The following is a 23,521-nucleotide window of genomic DNA, read 5'->3' on the forward strand; positions in this document are numbered from 1 at the left end:
AGAGCCGCTATGAGGACCGGTCCGAGCCTGTGGTGCGGTCTCGAACCTCGATTTTGAGCCGAAAACCGCGTCTCAAAAGTCGTCCTGTGGAGTAAGAACGGAAAATCGTCGTTCTAACTCCACTGCCACAGCTGTCTCTATCACTCACAACCGAAAGCTAGTTTTTGTGGTTAGGGCAGTGGTATTGTTCACTTTGTTTCAGTTATTTAACTAAAGGTGCCGTTTCCAGAGCTGAGAGTATTCAATTGCTGCGCGGAACGGCCCGAGCCAGAGAGCGGTCTCGAGCCTCGGTTGAAGCCTCGCAAAATCCGCGAGTCTTCAACACGCCCGGTGGTGTAATTGCTGAAGCAATAACGCCACTTTCGCTGCAAATGAATACTCTCAGCTCTTCCAACTAGTTTATTTTTTTATTGCGGGAACAATAGTAAGATTAAGACTTTTGAGCTGTTTGAATAAATTAGCTCTGGGTCTGTAATAACAATGGTTAGATTAATTTTTCACTTTTGAACGTTCAGATAATTAAAAATTAAGTAAGCTATGCCGTAATTAAATATATGGCAGGCTTTTTTTGATTAAAATAATTTACAGTTAAACTAGTCGGAGGTTTCTAAGTGATTTTTTGCCAGCAATGAAGGTGGCGTTATGGCTTTAGCCATTACGCCACAGGACGAATTTGAGACTTGCCGAACTTGCAAGGCTCAAATTCGAGGGTCGAGACCGCACCCCAGGCTCGAGCCGGTCCCATAGCAGGCAAAAAAATCACTTAGAAACCGGAGACGGCAATACAATAAATCTCTTGCGGTATTGAGGAACTTAGCGCAAAATTAAAGCACTATGAAAAATAAAATTACGAACAAATTTAACCTTTGGCAAAAGTTTGTCACACCGTTGATGTTTGTGATCTCGTTGATATATTTTGGGGTATTTAGATATTTTGTGATTCCATCTGGGGATGATTATTTCTGGTGGGGACCACAAGGGTCTTATTTACTCCATCATATGTTTTATGGTTCACAAGCAATCTACGGGGGTAGTAGCAATGGTCGATATTTAGGCAATACTTTAGAAATATTGACTATGCATTATCAAGTGATCGCCATTTTAACTTATGCAGTCTTTTGGACATTGTTATTGTGGGGACTATGGCGCTTATCGGGGAAAACGATGCTGTCATTAGTCATGTCATTCTTATTCGTCTTTACGTTACAAGATGCTTTTTTGAATAATATTTTGGTTTGGAACGCTGGATTCGTAAATTACGTACCGCCGGTAGCTTTAGCACTAGTTTATATTTGGTTAGTCGATAAAGGTAAGACGAAAAAGTTTAACCAATTCATGACATTAGGAACTTTGATTTTGGCATATATTGGCGGACTATTCACCGAATCGATGACAGTAGCACAAATAGCATTAGGTATTTTTGTGATTATTCATTTCCGTAAGCAAGTGAAACTTTATCATGTAACGTATTTGTTGGGATCTGTCATTGCAGCTGTGACGATGTTTACCCACCGAGGCTATCGTGGCAAGAGTATTTATCGCAATACAACGTTTGATCCATTCAAAATTTGGACAAATTACGCCAAAATCACTCATTTCTGGTTGATAACTTTTAATGTGGTAATGTTAGTTGCCATTTTAATAGCGATTGCCATTTTGGTAATTCGAGCTGATTTTTCCATCGTGAAAAAGTCGATTTTAACCGTTATAGCGTTGGGATTCTTAGGATATTACATCGCAATAAATATGTATCTGCAGCGATTCGAACTCAACTATATGTATGGCTACAACACGATCAACGATAATATTTCTAATATGGAAGGGATAGTCAGCCTACTATTAGTGACCTTTATCGGTTATAGCATCTTCCTATTTTTCAAAACCGATGCCAAAATGTGGCTCTACTTCTTAATGACAGGTGTAATCATGGGACAATTGTTGTTCGTATCAGCCCCAATCAACTGCCGAGGGAACTTTTTAACATATGTGTTCACATACTTAATTATGATGCGATTTGTTTTAGCAGCCATGGATAGTTTTAGATGGAAAAATTGGTTGACTGGAATACTAATGGCCGTTTTATTAATAGTGGGCGGTCGATATATGAACATTATGTCAACAAATTATCAGGCAAATTTGGCCAGAGTGAATAATCCTGATTATTACAATGGCAAAGTTGAATTAACCAAACACGTTCCATATCGGAAGTTCGTCTGGGTCAATGATTTGTTGAATCAACAAGTTCCAAAGTATTGGAAGCATTATTTTAATAAATAGTGAGTGGAGACAGGGTGGTCAGCTTCTGAGAAATTTTAGGAAGGAGGCCGTTTCCAGAACTGAGAGTATTCAATTGCTGCGCGGAACGGCCCGAGCCAAAGTACGGTCTCGGACCTCGGTTGAAGCCTCGCAAAATCCGCGAGTCTTCCACACGCCCGGTGGTGTAATTGCTGAAGCAATAACGCCACTTTCGCTGCAAATGAATACTCTCAGATCTTCCAACTAGTTTATTTTTTAATGGTGGGAACAATAAAACTAAAACTTCTGATCATTTAAATAAATTAACTCTAGGTCTGTAACCACAATAGTTATATTCATTTTTTGCCTTTAAACCTTGAGGCATCTATCAAAAACTCCCTATCGTAACTTGTTTTAAGGTCATTTAGTATATTAGAAAAAAGGAACTATCAGCAATTAAACTGATAGTTCCTTTTAGAATATCTGGTCGAGGTTCCAATTAATATTAGTGTTACTTATTATCTTCAAGCATTCTTTTGATACTTCTATCAAAATTATAATAGCTTATGTTACATATTGCTAGAACTCCATTGTTGGGGAGGTTTGCAATTTTTGCAACACTCGTAGCTCCGGGCATTCTGGGGCTAGTTGATTTTTAGTTTTGAACAAAATTATTCTGACACGGCGCTACACTATTTTTATTTTACCTACTAAGAAGAGGAAGCCGCAATTTGCAATGGAACTTTCTGGCGGAAAAACGGCAACCTTTAATTAATCATTTAAGGTATAATAAAATCAGTATTAACTTAAAAGGTGGTATTACAATGCTTGAAAATGTACAAGGTCTTGTAAAGGTAAACCAAGATAGCCGTTATGTCGTCTTTTTGTTTGACTCTTATGAAGTCAATCGTAAAATGTTGCAAGATAAATATGTTAAAGGTGAGTCAGCTTGGTACACAGATGCCAAGGGAACTGGCGACGATGGCAAAGTCTTTTATCGAATCGCTCAAGATGGCGAATGGATCGAAGCTGAATACGTTACCTATATTGAAACTAAAGATTAATATCTGAATTCATAAGGTATTGATCTTTTTTTCTTTTGGGCCGTTTCCAGAGCTGAGAGTATTCAATTGCTGCGCGGAACGGCCCGAGCCAGAGTGCGGTCTCGGACCTCGGTTGAAGCCTCGAAAAACCCGCGAGTCTTCAACACGCCCGGTGGTGTAAATGAATACTCTCAGCTCTTCCAACTATTTTATTTTTTAATAGCGGAACAATAAAACGGGGATTTCTGAGTATTTAAATAAAGTAGCTCTAGGTCTGTAATAGCAATCGTTAGATTAATTTCTCACCTTTCAACCTTCAGATATTTAATTTATTTTTTCAATCTTCAAATATTCTTCGTAATTTAGATATAGAGTGAATAGATAGCATACAGCCTGAAAATTCCAATACAAATTGAAGAATTTAAAACATCTGTTAGTTTCAAAGAAAGAGCCAGAGGGTTCCAGTGAATTCAGCCGCTGTGCAAGTGGTGTAGTGGCGAAAGCCAATACACCACGGGACGACTTTTGAGACGTGGGCTTCGGCTCAAAAGCGAGGTCCGAGACCGCTTCCCAGGCTCGGACCGGTCCCCATAGCGGCTGAAATTCACTGGAACCCTCTGGCGGCAGATTATCAAAAAATAAAAATGTTTAAAAAATGGCATATTTCTTAAGGTTTTATTGAAGGCACCCCGTTTAAATAGTAGTCTACTGTTAGTTATATTTTTTGTAATTGGAGGGAGACAATTATGAACAAAAAATGGGTTGCCTCTACTGCTCTAGCAAGTTTTTTGGCAGCAGTTGGTGTATCATCGAATGCTTCTCCAGTAAAAGCTGCACTTGCCACTGATGATGGAAATCAGGATGATGATCAAGATCATAAAGTTGCTGATACTAAGGACCCCAATGTCGCCAGTGTTATGGACGAACAAGGGGCTCCAATCAGTGAGAGTGCTGCGGATGCTATTGAAGAGAATGAAAATAGTACCGAGACTAACAGTGTTTTGCCGGCCAATGCGGTGCGTTCAATTACGCAAGCTGCCACTGCAACTAGTGGGGCCACTCAGGAACAACAGGATGCTTTTCTAAAAAATATTGGACCGATTGCTCAACAAGCAGCTTCTAAGTATAATGTCTACGCCTCAGTTATGATGGCTCAGGCAATTATCGAAAGTTCTTGGGGTCAGTCAACTTTATCGACTCAAAGCAACAATTACTTTGGTGTCAAAGGTGATTACAATGGTTCATATGTCAGTATGCCTACTCAAGAGTGGAGTGCTGATAAAGGCTATTACACAATTTATGCCAATTTTAGAAAGTACCCTAGTATTTATGATTCTTTTGCCGATAACGGTGCATTACTTAGAGGTGGAATTTCCGGGGCCCCTAATTTTTACAATGGTACTTGGAAGGAAAATGCCGCTTCTTATAAAGATGCTACGGCTTGGTTACAAGGCAGATATGCTACCAGCCCAATTTATGCATCAACTTTGAATAGGATAATCGAGACTTATAATTTGACACAATATGATGACGAGGCCAGTACCGGTGGTACTAGTGATAATTCAGTCAGTGGTACGCAAACAGCAATGGATGATACCGCTACTGTAACGAATAAAAGTTTGGCTAAAATTTATATCAACGCTAATCCCAATCAGATTGCCGCTAATCGTGCTTTGGCGTACAACACTTCATGGCACATTTCTTCAAAAGTTGTCGCTGCTGATGGACCCGTTTATTATCAAGTAGCTTCCAACGAATATGTGAAGGCAACTGATGTTCAATTAGCATCCGAAAAATCCAATCCACCAGTTAAAATTGCTGATACAGCAGTAATCGTTAACAATAGTGGATCGGTAGTTTATAGTGCTGCCAATAAGAAAGCTGCAACAAGTCGAGTTTTACCATATCAATCCGCTTGGATAACGACAGCGTATGTAGTAGATGATGATGGCAATACATTCTACTTTGTGGGAAATAATGCCTATGTTTTGGCAACTGACGTCAGTTTGAAGTCACAAGTTGCCAATGATGAATATAAAGACGATGACATCGTTTCATACCCAGATATCGTACACGTTACAGCAACCCCCAGTGCTAGAGCTTATGATGACAAACATAATGTGTTGGCAGTCAGCTTAGCAAATGGAACTGATTGGAAGATTGATAAGAAATCAATCCATTCAGACGGTTCGATTTGGTATCGAGTAGCAACTAATCAGTGGGTCAATGCCAATGACATTCAAGTCAAAGGTTCAAATTACGTAACTTCAGTTTCCGGAATGGTAAAAATCAATTATATTCCTGGCTATGGAGTTAACGTGTATAACAGTCCGGCTTCAAATAACAAGTTTACAGGAGTCCGTTTGGCAGATGGTACAACATGGCGCGTAACATCAAAGCAAATTGTTGATGGACAAACTTGGTATAAAGTAAATGCCGGTTGGGTTAATGGAAAATATTGTATTTATAATGCGGATTAAAATTAGAGAGTGGAGACAGGGCGGTCAGCTCCCGAGCATTTTCGTAGATATGTCAATTACACGCCGATTTTGCGTGTGATTGACATATCTATGAAAAGCGGAAGGAGTTGCCCTGTCGGAACTCGTTTTAGAGCCACTGCATATATAAACTTAAATAACAAATTTAAACTGTATGTTCTCAGAAAATGACTGAGAACATATTTTTTTGTTGTTTTATATTTAAGCTTATTTTCAGAATATGCTAATATATACTTAAATATTTGAAATGTTAAGCATTACATTCAAAATCGGTTTAAAATACTTCAAATAAAATATTTTGAAGGATAATACTCAATATATGAATAATACACTTAAAAGATTGGGGCGAGTAATTTGGAAAGAAAAGATTCTACAGGACGTTCGGCAATTCAAGATATTTTGAAAGAGGACGATTCTAATATTAAAAGACAACATGGCACAGTTGATTACTTAGATTATCGAATACAAATATATCATGAATTAAAAAGATATTTTGAAAATGAAGCTATCATCAATGACTCGAATATTTCAGAAATTGAAAACAACAAAGTGATTAAAGAAATGATAAGTTATGGGGTTCTTGAATACATTGGTCGTGGTATTTTAGTAGATTTAGCATGGAGTCCAAATGATTTTCTGCTTCGTCAGTTGGTACTGAAACAAGGAATATATTCTGGATCTACAGCACTCTATCTTTGGGGATTGAGTGACGAGTATCCGTATAAATCCTTTATGACGTTCAAACGTGGATATAGATTACCTAGTACAATGCAAGAATGGACCAAAGGAATTATAGTTAAACAAGTAAGCAATGATGTGTTAAATATGTTTGTTGAAAAGATGGATGTATCCGGAACACAACAAAAAATTAATATATATAGTAAAGAAAGAGCACTGATAGATGTACTCCGTGAGCCAGTGGGTACAGACGTTATTAATACTGCCTATAAACGTTATCTGAAGGATTCAAAAATAGGCGTTAATAAACTAATGCTTGCTGCCAAAAAGTTGGGTGCTCTTGAAAAAGTCAGAAGTAGATTGGAAATTATGATATGAGTACAGGAAAGAGTCAAGAACAGAGTATCAAGGATAAATTGAAAGCAAAACGTGATGAAACCGGTGTTCCCTTTGATATTTTACAAAAGAAATTTTTTATTGATTGTTTTCTAAAATTATTATCTGAATCTCAATACTCTGATAATTTTGTTTGGAAAGGGGGTTTTGTTCTTTCAGCAATTACTGGAATAAAAAAACGTACAACAGTCGATTTAGATACTCTGATAACTGGTATGGCTGTAAACTCCAGCACACTTAGCAAGGTAATTCAGGAAATCATTTCAAACAAAGATGAGAATGGTCCTGTTTTTAAGCTGTTAGATATTGAGGAAATTCAAGAAGAAAAGGCTTATCAAGGATTGAGGGTCAGAATAATGGGCCAATTAGGACAAATGAAGGATAATTTTCACTTAGATGTTGTTACTGGTGAGACCTTAGAGCAAAGAGCAATTAAATGGGATTATCAGCCATTGATTGGTGATAGGAAAATACCAATTTATATATATCGTCCTGAACAAATTTTGTCTGAAAAGTTACAGACTATATTGGAGAGGGGAATTGCCAATACTCGTATGAAAGATTTTTACGATGTATATATCATTCCAGCCACCACAACACTGGATATAGATGATTTATCAGTAGATTTTATAACAGTCATGCACGAAAGAGGTACCGAAGAGCTTTGGAAAATGCGCAAATCGGTTCTAGATTTAATTGCCGCTGATCAAAAAATGCATGGCGAATGGATTAATTATTCTAAAAAGAATAAATTTGCTGAATATTTGTCATTTGAACAGGTATTAATTGCTGTAAATATATTATTTGAAAAAATTAAAATGTAATGTAATTTAAATCATTTCCGTATTACGAAAAAATATTTGAAAATACAACAAAAGTTTGCAGAAAATGTATCTAGAATTGTCCAATCATGTTATATTTTCGGCATACTCGAACGAGAGTAAATAATGCACTGCTAAGAGGTAAAAATCTTGAAATTATATCAATATGATTCTATTGAAATTTCGAAACAATATCTATTAACAACCGGTTATTACTTGCTCTGGCGTAACGAGAATTTTGAAATGGATAACAGAGTTGTAGCATTATTTGATGTATCTCATTTTAATGTGCCGAATATTAAATCATTAATTTTACATTTGGATTTTGGCGTGATTATTGAAGAAAGATCAACTAAGCAATTGATGAATGAATTATATAAATCAAATGGGCTCGGCTTCACCGTAACTAAGGTGTTGGCGGGCCTTTTAGGTGTCAAAAGTTGCATTCCTTTCGTCCATGCATATCAGGCTTATATGCCTATTAGTGGTGGAAGTCGGAAAAATACTGATTGGATCTCTCCCAATTTATTAAGTGAGTCGCAGGTCTCTGATGGAGTGTTACATCTTGTGTCAATCGAGGGACGTAAGGTTAGTTTGGAGTTTGTTAAGGGCGACTTGAAGAAAAGATTGCATGATGTGGCATTATTGAGCAAAGCTAGTTTTTTGTTTTTAGAGATGTTAGCCAATTGGGGAAATTGTGGGTTACAACCTCCGTCGGATTTAGGTTTATTAGAGGAATTTGAAAATTGTCAGTGCGTTGATCATGAACAGATGGAACTAAAAGTTAAAAATTTACGTGAAATGATTGTCGCATTCAAAAAGGTCATTCTATTTAACTTAGGAATAGAACAATTTCAAAGATTGGAATTGATTAAATTATATAGTCAGAATTTATCGAGACTGAAAAAGCTTTATTAGTAATCGGATACCAAGGATTGTTATTGATACTGAATTAAATAGATATTTTAGATACTGCAAAAAAAAGCAGGAATTAATTTAATCGAAAATGATTCTAGAAACAATGTTGTTTACCCAAATGTAATTGAGGAATACATTGGTGAAAAAATTAGAATGAATGAGAAAATCTTATTAGCAATATAATATTGCAAAATGAGTTATCTTGAGATGCTAATTATAAATGTTATTGCACCTAAAGTAGAAAAGAACCAGAGTGGATTATTCTAAAATAGAAACAATCTAGTTGGAAGAGCTGAGAGTATTCATCTGTAGCGAATGTGGCGTTATGACTTTAGCCATTACACCACCGGACGTGTTGGAGACTTTCCGGTTCTTGGAAAGGCTTCAACCGAGGCTCGAGACCGTTCCTCAGGCTCAGGCTGTTCCGCGCAGTAGATGAATACTCTCAGCTCTGGAAACGGCATATTTAAATAAACCTTCAAAATTTGATTTTTGGCAATTATTATTACAAAACCCAATCAGTTATATTAATTCCACCACAAGCGCTTGTGAGTAAATCAGGAGAACTCACAATTATGACTGAATTGGAATTAGGCTTTCAACATGCATTGCAAAACCAAAAATTGATCCATGGGGTTTTAAAACGTGTCCATATTTTTGTAACGCGGTGTGATTATGATGATTATTTTCAAGAAGCAATGATTTTATATGCCCAAACGTATGTAAAATACTGTCAAACTGAAGACGATTTGTCTAAATTTAATCCTTATGTTTTTCAAAAATTAACGTGGCGTCTAACGGATATGTTGCGTCAGGAGAAGCGTTATAACGACTTTCATAGTCTCGAAGAATTCGACTTTCAGCGTGTACCAGAGGTATTGATACTGGCAGATTTGGACTTTGTAAATTTAAGCGAACTCACGGAAATTGAGAAAGTTATATTGCAAGAGCACTTTATTAATGAGCAATCTTTAGTAATATTAGCGAAGCGTTATAACCATACTTCAAGGGGCCTGAGGTACTGTCGCAATAGGCTTTTGAAAAAATTACGACATATGAGCGTTCGTTGAATTTTACTATTTGATTACAGGCGTATTACTTTTGTCAAATTTGTAAAGAAACTTGTTATAATTTATAACGTTAAGGAAATTAACATCGGGAAGGAAATATATATATTATGGCATCTAAGAAAATAATGACTACTATGGTAACTTCTGTTGCTTTAGCTAGTATCGGATTTACAGCAGTTGGACAAGTGGCTCCTCAATTTGCAGCGCACACTCAAACAGCCCAAGCTGTAACATCTTCAATTAATGATTACATTAATACTAATAACATCAAACCAGTTTCAATCACTAACCAAGAAGGTACATTTAATGTATGGCAAGGTTATGAAAATGGTGTTGGTAAACCAGAAGGTGTTGTCATTCATGAAACAGCTACACCAGGGGCAACTGCTCAAAATGAAGCAACATACTTTAATCGTGAGTGGTCAAATATTTATACATACGTTCATGCTTTTGTTGATAACAATGAAATTTTGAATATCAAGAATACTGATTATGCTGTTTGGGGCGCTGGTCCTACAGCTAATGCTAAATTTGTTCAAGTTGAATTATGTGAAGTTTCAACAACTGATGCTTTTGCACGTTCAGTTGCTAATCAAGCATATTACACAGCTTCCAAATTAGTTCAATACAATTTACCATTTACACCAGGAACAACCGTTATGTCTCATAACGATGCTCGTATCAAGTGGGGCGAAACATCTCATACTGATCCAGTTGCTTACTTTGCTAAATGGGGCTACAGCATGGATCAATTCTATGATCTAGTTGGCAAGTATTACAACCAATTGAAGGGTTCAACAAACTCTGGTAATGATAACAACAATGTTAACAATGGTAACGGTGATGCATCTAATTCAACTAATATCCGTGTTAACAATTCTAATGGTAATTTCGTTCCATTAGTTGCTTTCCAAAATGATGGCAGTGTTAAGAATATTTCTGACCGTGCATTGGCAAACAACTCACTCTGGTATACAGATCAAGTTAAGGAATACAACGGTCTTCAATATCGTCGTGTTGCTACAAACGAATGGGTTGATAACGGCTATGTTACTGGTAACAAATAGTTAATAACTAAATAAACTTGCATTGATAAAAGTTTATTCTAAAAGATACGCTGAAAAGCGTGTCTTTTTTTGCTATCATTATTCAATAATAGGGTGGTTTTTGGGGGGCCGCCAGATGATGCCAATGATTTTCACCTGCTGTGTGACCGGTGCGAGCCAAGGTCTCGCACCTCGATTTTGAGCTTCGCAAAGTACGCGAATCTCAAAATACGTCAGTGGAGTAAGGACTAAAGTCCTAACTCCACTTTCACTGCTGGTGAAATCATTGGCATCATCTGGCTAATGTATTTGTTAGTTGCAGTGGTATTTAAGCCTTTTAAGGATTTATATACAAAGCTAAAGGTTGAAAATTTAGTTAAGTATGCCGTTTCCAGAGCTGAGAGTATTCAATTGCTGCGCGGAACGGCCCGAGCCTGGGAAGCGGTCTCGAACCTCGGTTGAAGCCTCGCAAAACCCGCGAGTCTTCAACGCGCCCGGTGGTGTAATTGCTGAAGCAATAACGCCACTTTCGCTGCAAATGAATACTATCAGCTCTTCCAACTATTTTATTTTTTAATAGCGGAACAATAAAACGAGGATTTCTGAGTATTTAAATAAAGTAGCTCTAGGTCTGTAATAGCAATCATTAGATTAATTTTTCACCTTTCAACCTTCAGTACAAAGTAAGAAATACATCGCTTTATGATGTTCGTAATATTTATAACTTGAATAAATATATTTAGTAATTTTTAGCCGGAGGTGGACGGTAATATAGCCGGCTGTGAAGGTGGAGTTAGGGCTTCAGCCCTTACTCCACAGGACGACTTTTGAGACGTGCTTTTCGGCTCAAAATCGAGGCTCGAGACCGCTTCTCAGGCTCGAACCGGTCCCATAGCAGGCTATATTACCGTCCACCGGAGGCGGCATGTTTTATCTAAGTTCAAATAAAGAGACGAAAGAGTATAATTGTTGCATGAGAAAGGCATAAATATGGGTAAAAAAATCTATGTTGTTGTGAGTATGCTGTGTCTTTTTGCCGTACTTTTGGTAGGTTGTAAAGCAAAAGAGACGTCAAAAATTATTGCATCGAATAAGACTTGGTATCTGTACCAAGATCAGGGCGAAAATGATACGGTTTCAATTAAATTTTTAAAGAATCAACGTGCTGAAATTAAAGATATTACAACGATTGATGGTAAGGTCGGAATCAATCGTTTCAATAATCAATTTAATAATCCGCAATATACTTTGGGCCGTGATGGCAAGACGGTAACTTTCAAAACGGCTAAAACCAATTTAGTTTTGAAGATCATCAAGAGTTATCACGAAAATGTTTATGGCAAACACATGAAGGGGTACTATGTCCAATCGGGCAATGAAACCTACAAGTTTGCTTATATTACTAAGCGTGACAAGCAATCCAATATCAGTAAGTCGCAAAAAACTAAGTCACAAGTGATTTCATATGACCAGTTGCCAGACCATATTCTTGATGTAAATGCTGATACTAAGCCATTAACGGAGAATAATGCTTTGCTTGGTAATTATGATTTTTCAACAATTATTGACTATCGTAGGACGGATGGAAATTTGACCATCAATCAAAATGGAACTTACCAGATGACTTTGACGGAACATTCCGCACAGAAATTGACTGATAATACTGATAGCAAGGTTGTTATGTTGACAGAAGTTGAGACTGGAAATGTTCAAAGTCTCTATGGCAAAATTTATTTAACTCCCAAAAATCTATTAACAATTAATTACTATTATCATGGTCAAAATCAAGATCGACTTATGCCCAAAAGTGTTAATTTGAAGGTCAATTCGAAAGCAACTGGGAATCAGATTGATCGGGCTAAAATTCGAATGGAGGCTGATGGAGATCAATTGTATCTCTATTCTAGTGATTACACTGTTCGAGCAAAAGATGGTCAAAATAATACCAAAGCTAATCTATTAACGAAGTCGGATACGGCACAGACAAGCCTGAGAGAAGCTATTACACAGACGAAGGATTATTATGATAAGTATGTTGCTAATCCATTGACTTCAAATGCCGACTTGATGCAACTAGTTGGAGCAATTTCTGACAATCATAATAAGAAGGTTGGCAGTATTGGAGTCAACTTTGGTGATCTATATGGGACGAATATTCAACCGAGCGATTATCAAGGAGTCAGTGTTAATGGTAGTAAGCAACCATTAATGCAATATATTTTCTTAGTTTCACCATCAGCTTATTCAGAAAATGGACCAGCTGTAACGACTACTAAAGGAAAGCTTTTGATTTATGGGTCTTTGGATAACAAATTATTCTTGCTGAGACAGCCGGATAAGGATTCGACAACAGTAACCTGGACGATGGTGAAAGACTTTCCACTGACCGTTCCTAAATTAAAATTCAGTTTAAATTAAGTTCTGGAGGGGAACTATGAATTTTTTAATGATGGTCGTCGTTATAATCATTGAAGCGCTAGTGGTTTATCGCATTAGATTCGTCTATAGTCACAAACCATTTTTGGCAATCATTTGCTCAGGAGCCACGATTATGGCATTTTTCTTGATTGCTAAGTTTTCAAGTAGCAGATATGTCAGTGCGTTTTCCTTTAGTTTGGCAACTATTAATCTAACTTTGCTAATTGTTATGTTGCTTTATATGTGGATATTGAATCAAACGTTGAAGCAACAAAAATCATTGCAGGAGACGGACTTTCTGATGGTCTTAGGAAGCAAATGTTTGACACCACGAGTAACTCCAGTTTTGGCATCAAGGTTAGATGAAGCAATTGAACTTTTTAATGATTTTGATATTAAACCTCAGATAATTGTAACTGGAGGTAGCAGTGCAGCTGGCTTACCAACAGAAGCTGAATTGATGAAACATTATTTAGTTGATAATGGTATTTTGCCTGAGATGATTATTATGGAAACCGAAGCTAAGAATACTATTCAAAATTTAGAATTTTCTTCAATAAAAATTCGTAATATTTGGCATAAAAAAAGTCGCCCACGCGTTATTATAGTTACGAGCGATTTTCATTTGCCCAGAACGAAGTTTCACACGAAAAAACTGGGATTAAAGGTTAATTTTGCGGCAGCAAGAACGGTTCAGAAGTTAAAGTGGCCGGCAATGTTTCGCGAGTTTACTGCAATTCTTTGGGATCACCGATATTCCCTAGTGACAATTTTAGGGATGGATTTCGTATTTTCGTTAAGCATGTGTCTATGATGAGGAGATTTATATGAGTTTGTACGATAAGTTTGTTGAAAATAAACGTCTGCGAAGGTTCGTCTTGCTGTTAATCGTTATAACGGTGTTTTACTTGCTACGTAGCATGATGAGTATGTTCCTGTTGACGTTTACATTTACCTTTTTATCAGTTCAGTTAGTACGGACTGTTCAAAAAAGATTGCCACGGATTAAGCCTGTTTGGGTAATTGCACCAGTTTATCTGATTATTATTGGCTTGTTGATTTTTGTCATTGCCAACTATATACCACAATTGATCAGTCAGACTGCCAAAATGTTTACTTCGCTGCAGAAGTTCTATGAGAGTAAAGAAGTTCGTTCCAACCCATATTTGGACGTGATCTATAACTACTTGCAACAAATTAACCTTGATAATCAAATTAAAGTTGCCATCACACAAGTGGTAAATTACATTACTAGTGTTGGTGCAGTAGGATTTAATATCGTTATTTCCTTCTTATTGAGTTTCTTCTATACCAGTCAAGTGGAACAGATGAATGCTTTTGGACGCCAATTTTTAGATAGCAAGTTTAGCTGGTTATTCTCTGATTTATTCTATTATGGTAAGAAATTCGTCAATACTTTTGGGGTTGTTTTAGAAGCACAATTGATGATTGCGGTTGTAAATACTACGTTAACAACGATTACACTGTTGTTCATGAAGATGCCGGGAATCATTGCTTTATCAGCGATGGTCTTCATACTGTCCTTAATTCCAGTCGCCGGAGTAATTATTTCCTTGATTCCATTGAGTTTCGTCGCTTATTCAGTTGGGGGAATACGTTACGTAATTTATATTGTGATCATGATTGTTGTAATTCATTTAATCGAAACATATTTCTTAAATCCACAGTTCATGTCCAGTATGACGCATTTGCCAATCTTCTTTACATTCGTCGTGTTGATTGTTTCTGAAGAATTACTCGGGACTTGGGGTCTGGTCATTGGTATTCCAATCTTCGTTTTCTTCCTCGATATCCTCGGAGTGCATTCAATTGGGCATAATCGCAAAAAATTCCGAATAAAATTAAAGAAAACGTTATAATTATGAATAAGATATATTTGTCATATATAATGTAGTTAAACGTAGCCAACTGACGTAGATGGGAGATTAAAATATGTCATTCTTCGATAGAAAAAAGAAAGATAATGATGATAATAATTATTCTGATCTAAACAATCCTTCATATCCAAATGCTCAACCGGATCAAAATAATTTTGACCAAGCACAAAATCAATATAACGATGCACAAGCTGGGATGGGGACACAGTTTACACCAAACGACCAGAATTTTAACAATGCCAATAACGATAACAATAATGGCAATGATTATTTCTTTGGCCCAAATCAACCACAATTTGGTCAACCAGATCCACAACAAGGTCCAGCTCAACCGCAACAACAGGGACCTCAAGACCAAGCTCCTCAAATGGGTGATAATGGTGGCGAACAGTGGCAATATACCGAACAGGATCTGCAAAGTACTTTGGATCAGAGTGCTGATTTAAAGGCTCAACTCCGTAGTCAATTGTTGGCTGACAGAAGTTATTGCAACCATGTTTTGCGCAATACAAATAGCGACCAAGTTGATGACCGTCAACAAGCAACCGACCGTATCAATGATATTAACAAGTCATTGAAAGAATGGTTTGGAACAGATGAGATGGCTAACGAAATTTATTTGGATGAAAATCGTGATTATTATATTTTCACTGATGATGTAGCTGCCAATCCCGATGCTGATACAAGCAAAATGTGGCAACAGTTAACAATGACTTTGTCCGATAAGGGATTATTAGCCAACGCTATTTCTGTGACATATAACGATCAAGTCGACCAAACATGGTTGAATTATCAAAATGCTGGATTTGTTGATGGCAATGCATTTTTGATGAATATGTACAATGAATTGCAAGGCCGCAACTTGAATACACCAGTCACACCGGCTGAAATTCCTTTTGATGCTGACTATCGAGTTCAACACGTCAGCGATAAAGTTGACAAAATTTTGGATGCCGACGACAAGTTAGTAATGGAAGTATCCAGAACAGCTAACCATCAATTACAAATTATTCGTCATTACAAAGACAACAGCTTGTTGAGTCGTGATATTTTCGATGTTAACGGAGTAATCTCAGCAACCCAATTTTATGACCACCGTAATGCTAATAAAGTCGTCCGTGAGAACTTCTATCGTCAAGATGGAACATTGGTCTTGATTAAGAGTTATACAGCTAACGAGCCTTATATTCAGTTATTCAGTGAAGGAAATGTGCTGATCAGTACATTTGATAGTGATGAAGAATTGATAGTTTGGTGGTTGAAGAATCAAGCATTGAGACAAAGTGAAGCTACAATTTTTGTATCAATAAATTCTGAGTATTACAAGAAGTTGTTGACACTTAGAGATAATGGCTTTGAAGTAGTTCCAATCGTGATGAAGCAGAGTGAAAATGCCGATATCGTTTCTGATTTGATTGAAGGTAAGGATAAGGTCAGTGCAGTGTTGGCTGGGTCTGATCAAGTTAATACTTACTTGAATAAGAATGCTAAGAACAAGTTGGATATTACTACTTTGAAAGAGATCGATGCACCAGTGTACAAGGAATAGAGAGTGGAGCAGGCCCGGGAATTTCCGAGCGGAAGAAATTGGCCTGCGGAACTCGTTTTAGAGCCACTGCCTATATAAATAATTCTTTGAAGATAATAAAATAAGGAGCCATAACAATTATATTTTAAATTGTTATGGCTCCTTTAATGTAATTACCGATATTTTAAAGAGAAAATAAATACTGCACTGAAGATTGAACCAGCAGCAAATGCAGTGTCACAGCCTTAACCAATAAGCCACTTAAGATAAAACTTTAACTAGAAGAAGACACAACAACATGTTTCAATATTTTTTACCACTCAAAGGTGGCGCCTCTTTTTTTTATTGCCAAAATCGTGTAAAATACATATTGTTAAAGAAATGAAAAGAGGATCTTATAAATGGCAAAATTAGTTTTCATTCGTCACGGACAAAGTGAATGGAATTTATCAAACCAATTTACTGGTTGGGTTGATGTTGACCTTAGTGAAGAAGGAGTAAAGCAAGCTCAAAACGCTGGTAAACTTCTTGAAAAAGAAGGCATCCAATTTGACCAAGCTTATACATCAGTATTGACACGTGCTATCAAGACATTGCACTATGCTCTTGAAGGCTGTGACCAATTATGGATTCCTGAAACAAAGACATGGAGACTTAACGAACGTCACTATGGCGCACTTCAAGGTCTTAACAAAGCTGAAACAGCTGAAAAATATGGTGACGAACAAGTTCACATCTGGAGACGTTCATATGATACATTGCCTCCATTGTTGAAAGCTACTGACGAAGGTTCAGCAGCTCAAGATCGTCGTTACGCAAACTTGGACCCAAGAATTATTCCTGGTGGCGAAAATCTTAAAGTTACTTTGGAACGTGTAATTCCATTCTGGGAAGATGAAATCGCTCCTAAATTGCTAGATGGCAAGAACGTTATCATCGCTGCTCATGGTAACTCATTACGTGCCCTTACTAAGTACATTGAAAACATTTCTGATGCTGACATCATGGATGTTGAAATGGCTACTGGTGAACCAGTTGTTTATGACTTGGATGACAAGTTGAACGTTGTAAGTAAGAAGAAGTTGAACTAATTTAGTAACACTTAGCGACTTTGTCGCTTAGAGTTAGTTATGGGGTCGCCTCGGCGACCGTAATCCTTTATTAGTTGAATATAAAATACGACTGCACATTTTGTGCCAGTCGTATTTTTTTTTGCGTAATTTTTAATTAGAAAACTAAAGTAAATATTGTGTTTGTTTTAATGGTTAAAAATCAATTGATTGAAAAAAGCTTACTAATTTGGTAAGATAAATTGCAATCAACTATGGTGGTGGCTTCTTATCAAATTGAAGTATAGATCTAGAAGAGTTGAAAAAATCTGTACCAATTTAAAAAAATCTAGAAAAGAATTAGGATTAAAAACGGCCGATGCATTGTTTGGATTGATAACTTTACTTGAAAGTTCTGCATCGCTTGAAGATATCAATGCACTAAGAATTTTTAGAATACACAAGTTGATTGGTGATAGAAAAAATTATTACGCTTTGGATATTGATGGACGTTCAAGCGGTTATCGGTTAATAATACAACCAATTGGGGTTAATGGCGAAACGATTGCCAATAATGAAAATTTAGAATTACGATTTTTTTATAGCAGCATCAATATTATCGAAGTGGAGGAGGTTTCAAAACATTATGCTTAAAATAAGTAATGAGAATTTGGTGGCCTTTCATCCGGGATATTATGTTAGAAGGTATCTAGAAGATCAAAATATGAATCAACGGGAACTGGCGGATCGTCTAAATACAAACGAAAAAACAGTTAGCCAATTAATAAATGGAAAGATTGAATTAGATAGTGAATTAATTGAAGGATTAGCTTTAGTTTTGGGAACATCGGAATCATTATGGAAAAATTTGAATGACAAGTATTTAGAAACCAAAGGTCAAATTGAAAAGCAAAATCGTTTAGATGCAGAAAAGAATGTTCAACGTCAGCTTGATTATAAGTTTTGGGAGAATTTGGGTGTTGTAAAACATACAAATAAAACTGTTGAAAAAATATCGGAAATGAAAAAGTTTTTTCGAGTGTCTAATTTAATGGTGCTGGAAAATAGAGATTTTTTGGTTCAATATAAAACGGTTATCCCAGAAGTAAAGGATAAAAATGTAATAAATTCCAACGCTTGGATTCAGACGGCACTTAATATGGGAGACCTGGAAGATGTTGAATCCATCAATTTAGAATATTTGAAATCAAGATTACCAGATATTCGAAAGATGACGATTGAAGATCCAGAAACTTTTATGCCTAAATTGAGGATTATATTAAAACAAGCAGGGGTCGCCTTCGTAGTTATTCCTAATTTGAAAAATTGTGGCGTCAATGGAGCGGTTAAGTGGATGGGAAAGGATAAAGTTTTGCTTGTCATGAATGATCGTAGTAAGTATGCTGACATCTTTTGGTTTGCCCTTTTTCACGAAATTAGACATATTTTTCAAAAGAAGAAGGGACATATAATCGTATCCGCCGAGAAAAATATAGGACTTAAGAGTGCCTTGGATTTAGATAGACTCGAAAAAGATGCTGATGATTTTGCTAAGAATTATTTAATTGATCAAACAAAATACGATGAATTTGTTAAAGAGAAGGACTTTTCCGGTGAGTCTGTTGAAAAATTTGCTGAGAAAAATCAAATTAATTCAGGAATTGTCATTGGTAGATTGCAACAAGAGAAATATTTAGGTTATAGTCAGTTGAATGATTTAAGGCAAAAGCTTACTGTTTCTGCTGATAAATGATTTGTATTCAAACGTAAAAAAAATAGAAGCTCCCCACAAGGGAAGCCTCTATTTTTTTGTATGATAATCATTTGGTGTTATCAATTGATTTCAAAATAGGATACTTAGATTTATTAGTATCGTAGAATCGTCACGATATATTCTTATTTATCAAGGGTTCAGCAAATGGCAGTGGTCGTAAAGTGGTCGCAAATTAAAAAATAACCGGGAGATAAAAAATCATTTCAATAAACTTCAAGACTCCCACGCAAGGAGTCTTATTTTTTGCTATAGTAAAACTAAACGGATTAAGGAGTTGGCCGATGAATTGGGAAGGATTATTTGTACCACGAATTTTAGAGAGTGGATATGACTATTTTGAACAGGGTCTTGTTGAGGAATTTCTTGAAACTAAGACTGAAATCACTGCCAAGGTTTGGGGTTCTGAAGAGTATGATGTCAGTATAAAGATTAAGAATGATAAGGTTGTGGATGCAGATTGTGACTGTCCTTATGCGATGGATGGGAAATATTGCAAACATATGGCTGCGGTGTTGTATTTCACTGAAGAATATCAACAAGAAGATGATCCTTCAGTGGATGAACTTGTTTCCAAAGCATCTGAGAAGGATGTTAGAAACTTTTTGACGAAAGTTTTGAAAAGTGATGCACGGCTTCGTAATTTATTTCAATCAATAGTCGAACCTGATAACGGTGATTTGAGTAGTTATCAACAATCTGTTGACGCCATTATTGCCGAATATGCTGATCCGTCGGGCTTCATTGATTACTATCGGGCTGATAGATTTGAAGATGATATGTACGGTTTTATTGTTGATGGTGTGCAGCTTTTAATTGAGGATGAAGATTTGAAGCTGGCATTTTCAGTCATCAATTATGTCGCTAAAAAGTTAAATTATTTGGATATTGATGATTCTAATGGTTGTATTATGCGCTTGGTGGAAGAATGTGAACAAGCTTGGGAACAAGTGATTGATCAAGCAGATTTAACTTTTAAGAAGAAAATGTTTGCTTGGTTCCAAGAAAATTATGATATATTGAGCGTCTTTACTGACACTTTTGATAACATATTGTCGTCCAATTTTGATGAAAAAGAGTTTCTTAAAAAGAAATTGGTTTGGACTGATAAAAAATTCCATGATAATCAAGAGAACAGACATTCCGATTACGATGTGTCTAAATGGGGAGTCTATCACGTTCAAGTCATGAAGAAGTTGAATTTACCTGATGATGAAATTGAAGAATTTTGTTTGGAAAATGATAATTATCCTGATATACGTAATTTATATATTGATGATTGCATTGCCAAAAAGGACTATCAGGCTGCCATTGATTCATTAATCAAAGGAAAAGAACAGACTAAGGGATTGCCCGGGGTTATGGAAAAATTCAGTATTAGATTAAAGGATATCTACAAGGATCAACATCGGACGGAAGATTATCTCAATGAGATGTGGGAAATACTGACGGAATATTATTCGATTGATATTGATGTTTACCGTGAATATAAGCAGCAGTTTTCGGATGATGAGTGGGTAAAGCAACGTGAAAAACTATTTTCTAAAGTGCAAGATGAACAAGATCTTGAGAGATTATATATTGAAGAGGACTTATACGATCAATTGTTAAAATTAGTTTTGGATGAATCGGGTTTATACGGCATTGAAAAATATGAGCAACGATTGAAGAAACATTATCCAAAACAGGTATTGCACAAGTATGAAACTGAGGTGCAAATTATGGCTTCACATTCAGGTAGCAGGTGATATTACCGTAAAATTGTAAGGACTTTGAATCATATGGCTACTTTAGATAATGGATATGAGTCTGCCGTCAAAATCATTTCAGGGTGGAAGACTAAGTATGCCAATCGTCCAGCTATGATGGAAGAATTAAAAGGATTTGATCGGAAAATTTACTAGGTTTCAGGTGTTGAACTAAAGGGTAAAGTGATGAGCTTGGAACCAAAGTGTTGAGCTAAAGGATATGGTAGATAATCAAATGTTAAAGAAGGTGGGATCTGGCCCATCAACAAGATACGTTTTATACAATCGGACGTTAAATGGTTAACCGGGAGATAACCGGGAGATAAAAAATCATTCCAACAAACTTCGAGACTCCCCACAATAGGAGTCTTATTTTTTTTTTGCTGTGGAGAATATCATTGCGATATTACGGAAATTTTTAAGTATATGGATATCTGAGTAGTCATAAATTGACGCTTAAAAAAAATAATATCCAAAACCTTTTTTTTCATTTACAGACTGTCTACAAGAGTATATATTTATTAAGGCGATAAAACAGTATTAGCTCTACTAACTTAAAAATTAAACTCTACAAGGGGATTGTAAGTATATGGAAGTGCCCAAAAACATTAGATCTATATTATCGACTGAGGATGCTCAATCGTTAATTTTTTCGTTTGTATATTTACGATTGACTTCTAAAATTGACCGCAATTGGATTTTAAATGGCAATAGTTTCCAAGCTGAATTGGAAACGGTAGATGTACCTGAATATAAGAATGAATTTGCACTATTGTTCAAAGGTGCGATTGCAGCTGACCAAAAATTGACGACAACACAACGCAATGAGTTGTTTTCCGAAATGATTGATATTCCAATTTTGTAATTGATGGGAATGGGAAGCCGAGTTAGAAATCAATTTCGAAATAATCCGCTGAATTCTAAGTTTAGCTTTGAAAACTTATTAGTCTCACTTGCTGATATAAAAAGCTGCGACAAGATATTAGATCCAACATTTGGATTCAGTGAATTGATTTTTAAAATTCTGCTGAATAATAAGGAACAAAAAATCACTGCCGAATTCATTGATGAACGGTTTGTCGCTATGGGATATATCGCTGCACTTGGCTTAGGAGCAACTCACACTAAACTTTATACTGGTGAAGTTTTGGATGAACCAATGTATGTCCAAGATGGTAAACTGGAGCAATTTGACAAAGTTATCACCATGCCACCGATTGGTCAGAAGTTGGAATATACCGACAATGTTTTAGATGATAAATATAATCGTTTTCCATTCGGAATACCTTCCCGCAAATCGGGAGACTGGGCTTTCGTCAGCAACGCAATTGCCGCATTGAACCATAATTTAGGCAGTAAGGCTGTAGTTGTGGTTCGAGATGGAGCACTGTTTCGAGGTGGAATGGACAGCAATATTCGTCAAAAGATGGTCGACTATGACCTGATTGAATCGATTATTTCTTTACCCGTTGGAGCTGTTGAGGATGCTGCAATTTCCGTTTCCATAATTATTTTAACGATGAATAAGCCGGAGAAAATGCGTGGCAAGATTCAGTTTATTAATATTGACCGTGAAATGTTATCAACAAAATCACTACGATCAATTGAATTTACTGATGAAGAAATTGAGCAAATCACTAAGTGGTATCACGACAAAAAAGACGTCGAAGGAATTTCAAAAATTGTTTCCAATGACCATATCAAGGATACCCAATTACAAGTCAAACGTTATGTTTATTCGACCTTGTATCGAGTAAACGGTCGTGACGTCCAATTTCACAGTGAGAATTTGAAAGATATGAAAAAGGTGCCATTGAGTGAAGTCGTTGATATTACTCGAGGTTTCAATTTGACCGCCAAGGATGAAACAACGGATGGTATGTATCAAATTATTAAAATTACTGATATTAAAGATAAAATTAATTATCATGATTTAACGTATTTCAACTTGAGTGGTAATGCAGATGTTAATCGTTATCTGGTTCAAAAGAACGACATTATTATGGCGATCCGCGGTAATATTAATAAAATTAAGTGGATTGATGAAACGGTTTATAACGTAGCTATTAATTCTAATTTAGTGCGACTAAGACTCAAAAATGATAAATATGATCCATTGTGGTTACGCTTGTACTTAAATAGTCCACTAGTCCAAATTTTACTGGGTAAGTCATCGGTCGGAAGCACCATTACACAAATACCAATTAGAGATTTGGAAAAATTACCAGTACCAGTATTATGTATCAATGCTCAAAGAAAAATGGCCAGTGATTTCATGGAAAAAAATGATGAAATCAATAAGGCCATGAATAAGCTTGAGCTGGAACGTCAAGAAATTGGTAAGAAATTATATGATGAGATGAATATTACTGGGGCTATTGAACTACTATAAGTATGCCGTTTC

General features: G+C 36.3%; 19 protein-coding genes. All 19 read left to right on the forward strand.

Going from position 1 to position 23,521, the window contains the following annotated elements; translation table 11 throughout:
• Positions 1-834: 834 nt before the first annotated feature.
• The gene (locus FFM71_RS06685) at positions 835-2,277 is read left to right on the forward strand and encodes a hypothetical protein (RefSeq protein ID WP_137611399.1); all 1,443 of its coding nucleotides are present in this window, start codon (positions 835-837) and stop codon (positions 2,275-2,277) included.
• A gap of 782 nt (positions 2,278-3,059) precedes the next feature.
• Positions 3,060-3,299 carry a hypothetical protein gene (locus tag FFM71_RS06690; RefSeq protein ID WP_137611400.1) on the forward strand — a complete coding sequence of 80 codons (240 nt, stop codon included), beginning with the start codon at positions 3,060-3,062 and terminating at the stop codon, positions 3,297-3,299.
• A gap of 725 nt (positions 3,300-4,024) precedes the next feature.
• Positions 4,025-5,758 (forward strand): glycoside hydrolase family 73 protein, encoded by a 1,734-nt coding sequence (locus FFM71_RS06695; protein WP_137611401.1) that lies wholly within the window; start codon positions 4,025-4,027, stop codon positions 5,756-5,758.
• A gap of 372 nt (positions 5,759-6,130) precedes the next feature.
• Positions 6,131-6,832 carry a type IV toxin-antitoxin system AbiEi family antitoxin domain-containing protein gene (locus FFM71_RS06700; protein ID WP_137611402.1) on the forward strand — a complete coding sequence of 234 codons (702 nt, stop codon included), beginning with the start codon at positions 6,131-6,133 and terminating at the stop codon, positions 6,830-6,832.
• Positions 6,829-7,674, forward strand: a complete 846-nt coding sequence (locus tag FFM71_RS06705; protein ID WP_137611403.1) for a nucleotidyl transferase AbiEii/AbiGii toxin family protein — start codon at positions 6,829-6,831, stop codon at positions 7,672-7,674. Before FFM71_RS06700 ends, FFM71_RS06705 begins: the two co-directional genes overlap by 4 nt.
• A 147-nt stretch (positions 7,675-7,821) precedes the next feature.
• Positions 7,822-8,589, forward strand: coding sequence for a hypothetical protein (locus FFM71_RS06710; RefSeq protein ID WP_137611404.1), 768 nt, complete (start codon positions 7,822-7,824; stop codon positions 8,587-8,589).
• A 575-nt stretch (positions 8,590-9,164) separates the two neighbouring features.
• A complete protein-coding gene (locus FFM71_RS06715) occupies positions 9,165-9,659 on the forward strand; it encodes a sigma-70 RNA polymerase sigma factor region 4 domain-containing protein (protein ID WP_137611405.1) in 495 nt (164 codons plus the stop codon).
• A 107-nt stretch (positions 9,660-9,766) separates the two neighbouring features.
• Positions 9,767-10,726, forward strand: a complete 960-nt coding sequence (locus FFM71_RS06720) for a peptidoglycan recognition protein family protein (protein WP_223876493.1) — start codon at positions 9,767-9,769, stop codon at positions 10,724-10,726.
• 969 nt (positions 10,727-11,695) lie between these two features.
• Positions 11,696-13,123 (forward strand): hypothetical protein, encoded by a 1,428-nt coding sequence (locus FFM71_RS06725; RefSeq protein ID WP_137611407.1) that lies wholly within the window; start codon positions 11,696-11,698, stop codon positions 13,121-13,123.
• A 16-nt stretch (positions 13,124-13,139) separates the two neighbouring features.
• Positions 13,140-13,937 carry a YdcF family protein gene (locus FFM71_RS06730; RefSeq protein WP_137611408.1) on the forward strand — a complete coding sequence of 266 codons (798 nt, stop codon included), beginning with the start codon at positions 13,140-13,142 and terminating at the stop codon, positions 13,935-13,937.
• A 13-nt stretch (positions 13,938-13,950) separates the two neighbouring features.
• On the forward strand, positions 13,951-15,003 hold the full coding sequence (locus FFM71_RS06735; RefSeq protein WP_137611409.1) for an AI-2E family transporter: 1,053 nt from the start codon (positions 13,951-13,953) through the stop codon (positions 15,001-15,003).
• A 73-nt stretch (positions 15,004-15,076) separates the two neighbouring features.
• On the forward strand, positions 15,077-16,570 hold the full coding sequence (locus FFM71_RS06740; RefSeq protein WP_137611410.1) for a hypothetical protein: 1,494 nt from the start codon (positions 15,077-15,079) through the stop codon (positions 16,568-16,570).
• A gap of 380 nt (positions 16,571-16,950) precedes the next feature.
• The gene (locus FFM71_RS06745; RefSeq protein ID WP_137611411.1) at positions 16,951-17,640 is read left to right on the forward strand and encodes a 2,3-diphosphoglycerate-dependent phosphoglycerate mutase; all 690 of its coding nucleotides are present in this window, start codon (positions 16,951-16,953) and stop codon (positions 17,638-17,640) included.
• 255 nt (positions 17,641-17,895) lie between these two features.
• Entirely contained in the window at positions 17,896-18,252 is a 357-nt protein-coding gene (locus FFM71_RS06750) for a type II toxin-antitoxin system RelE/ParE family toxin (protein ID WP_137611412.1), read from the forward strand.
• The gene (locus FFM71_RS06755) at positions 18,245-19,351 is read left to right on the forward strand and encodes a helix-turn-helix domain-containing protein (RefSeq protein WP_137611413.1); all 1,107 of its coding nucleotides are present in this window, start codon (positions 18,245-18,247) and stop codon (positions 19,349-19,351) included. The genes FFM71_RS06750 and FFM71_RS06755 overlap by 8 nt, the downstream gene beginning before the upstream one ends.
• A gap of 302 nt (positions 19,352-19,653) precedes the next feature.
• Positions 19,654-21,117 carry an SWIM zinc finger family protein gene (locus tag FFM71_RS06760; protein WP_137611414.1) on the forward strand — a complete coding sequence of 488 codons (1,464 nt, stop codon included), beginning with the start codon at positions 19,654-19,656 and terminating at the stop codon, positions 21,115-21,117.
• 33 nt (positions 21,118-21,150) lie between these two features.
• Positions 21,151-21,273, forward strand: coding sequence for a hypothetical protein (locus FFM71_RS13785; RefSeq protein ID WP_263390691.1), 123 nt, complete (start codon positions 21,151-21,153; stop codon positions 21,271-21,273).
• Between the two features lie 433 nt (positions 21,274-21,706).
• Positions 21,707-21,982, forward strand: coding sequence for a hypothetical protein (locus FFM71_RS06765; protein ID WP_137611415.1), 276 nt, complete (start codon positions 21,707-21,709; stop codon positions 21,980-21,982).
• A gap of 144 nt (positions 21,983-22,126) precedes the next feature.
• Entirely contained in the window at positions 22,127-23,509 is a 1,383-nt protein-coding gene (locus FFM71_RS06770) for a type I restriction-modification system subunit M/S (RefSeq protein WP_223876494.1), read from the forward strand.
• Positions 23,510-23,521 lie beyond the last annotated feature (12 nt).

Source organism: Companilactobacillus huachuanensis, from assembly GCF_005404815.1.
Lineage (GTDB): Bacteria > Bacillota > Bacilli > Lactobacillales > Lactobacillaceae > Companilactobacillus > Companilactobacillus huachuanensis.

Bases quoted from the DNA above. Each gene is read 5' to 3' on its own strand.
- FFM71_RS06685 (WP_137611399.1), top strand. From the start codon at position 835: ATGAAAAATAAAATTACGAACAAATTTAACCTTTGGCAAAAGTTTGTC.
- FFM71_RS06690 (WP_137611400.1), top strand. From the start codon at position 3,060: ATGCTTGAAAATGTACAAGGTCTTGTAAAGGTAAACCAAGATAGCCGT.
- FFM71_RS06695 (WP_137611401.1), top strand. From the start codon at position 4,025: ATGAACAAAAAATGGGTTGCCTCTACTGCTCTAGCAAGTTTTTTGGCA.
- FFM71_RS06705 (WP_137611403.1), top strand. From the start codon at position 6,829: ATGAGTACAGGAAAGAGTCAAGAACAGAGTATCAAGGATAAATTGAAA.
- FFM71_RS06715 (WP_137611405.1), top strand. From the start codon at position 9,165: ATGACTGAATTGGAATTAGGCTTTCAACATGCATTGCAAAACCAAAAA.
- FFM71_RS06720 (WP_223876493.1), top strand. From the start codon at position 9,767: ATGGCATCTAAGAAAATAATGACTACTATGGTAACTTCTGTTGCTTTA.
- FFM71_RS06725 (WP_137611407.1), top strand. From the start codon at position 11,696: ATGGGTAAAAAAATCTATGTTGTTGTGAGTATGCTGTGTCTTTTTGCC.
- FFM71_RS06730 (WP_137611408.1), top strand. From the start codon at position 13,140: ATGAATTTTTTAATGATGGTCGTCGTTATAATCATTGAAGCGCTAGTG.
- FFM71_RS06735 (WP_137611409.1), top strand. From the start codon at position 13,951: ATGAGTTTGTACGATAAGTTTGTTGAAAATAAACGTCTGCGAAGGTTC.
- FFM71_RS06740 (WP_137611410.1), top strand. From the start codon at position 15,077: ATGTCATTCTTCGATAGAAAAAAGAAAGATAATGATGATAATAATTAT.
- FFM71_RS06745 (WP_137611411.1), top strand. From the start codon at position 16,951: ATGGCAAAATTAGTTTTCATTCGTCACGGACAAAGTGAATGGAATTTA.
- FFM71_RS06755 (WP_137611413.1), top strand. From the start codon at position 18,245: ATGCTTAAAATAAGTAATGAGAATTTGGTGGCCTTTCATCCGGGATAT.
- FFM71_RS06760 (WP_137611414.1), top strand. From the start codon at position 19,654: ATGAATTGGGAAGGATTATTTGTACCACGAATTTTAGAGAGTGGATAT.
- FFM71_RS13785 (WP_263390691.1), top strand. From the start codon at position 21,151: ATGGCTACTTTAGATAATGGATATGAGTCTGCCGTCAAAATCATTTCA.
- FFM71_RS06765 (WP_137611415.1), top strand. From the start codon at position 21,707: ATGGAAGTGCCCAAAAACATTAGATCTATATTATCGACTGAGGATGCT.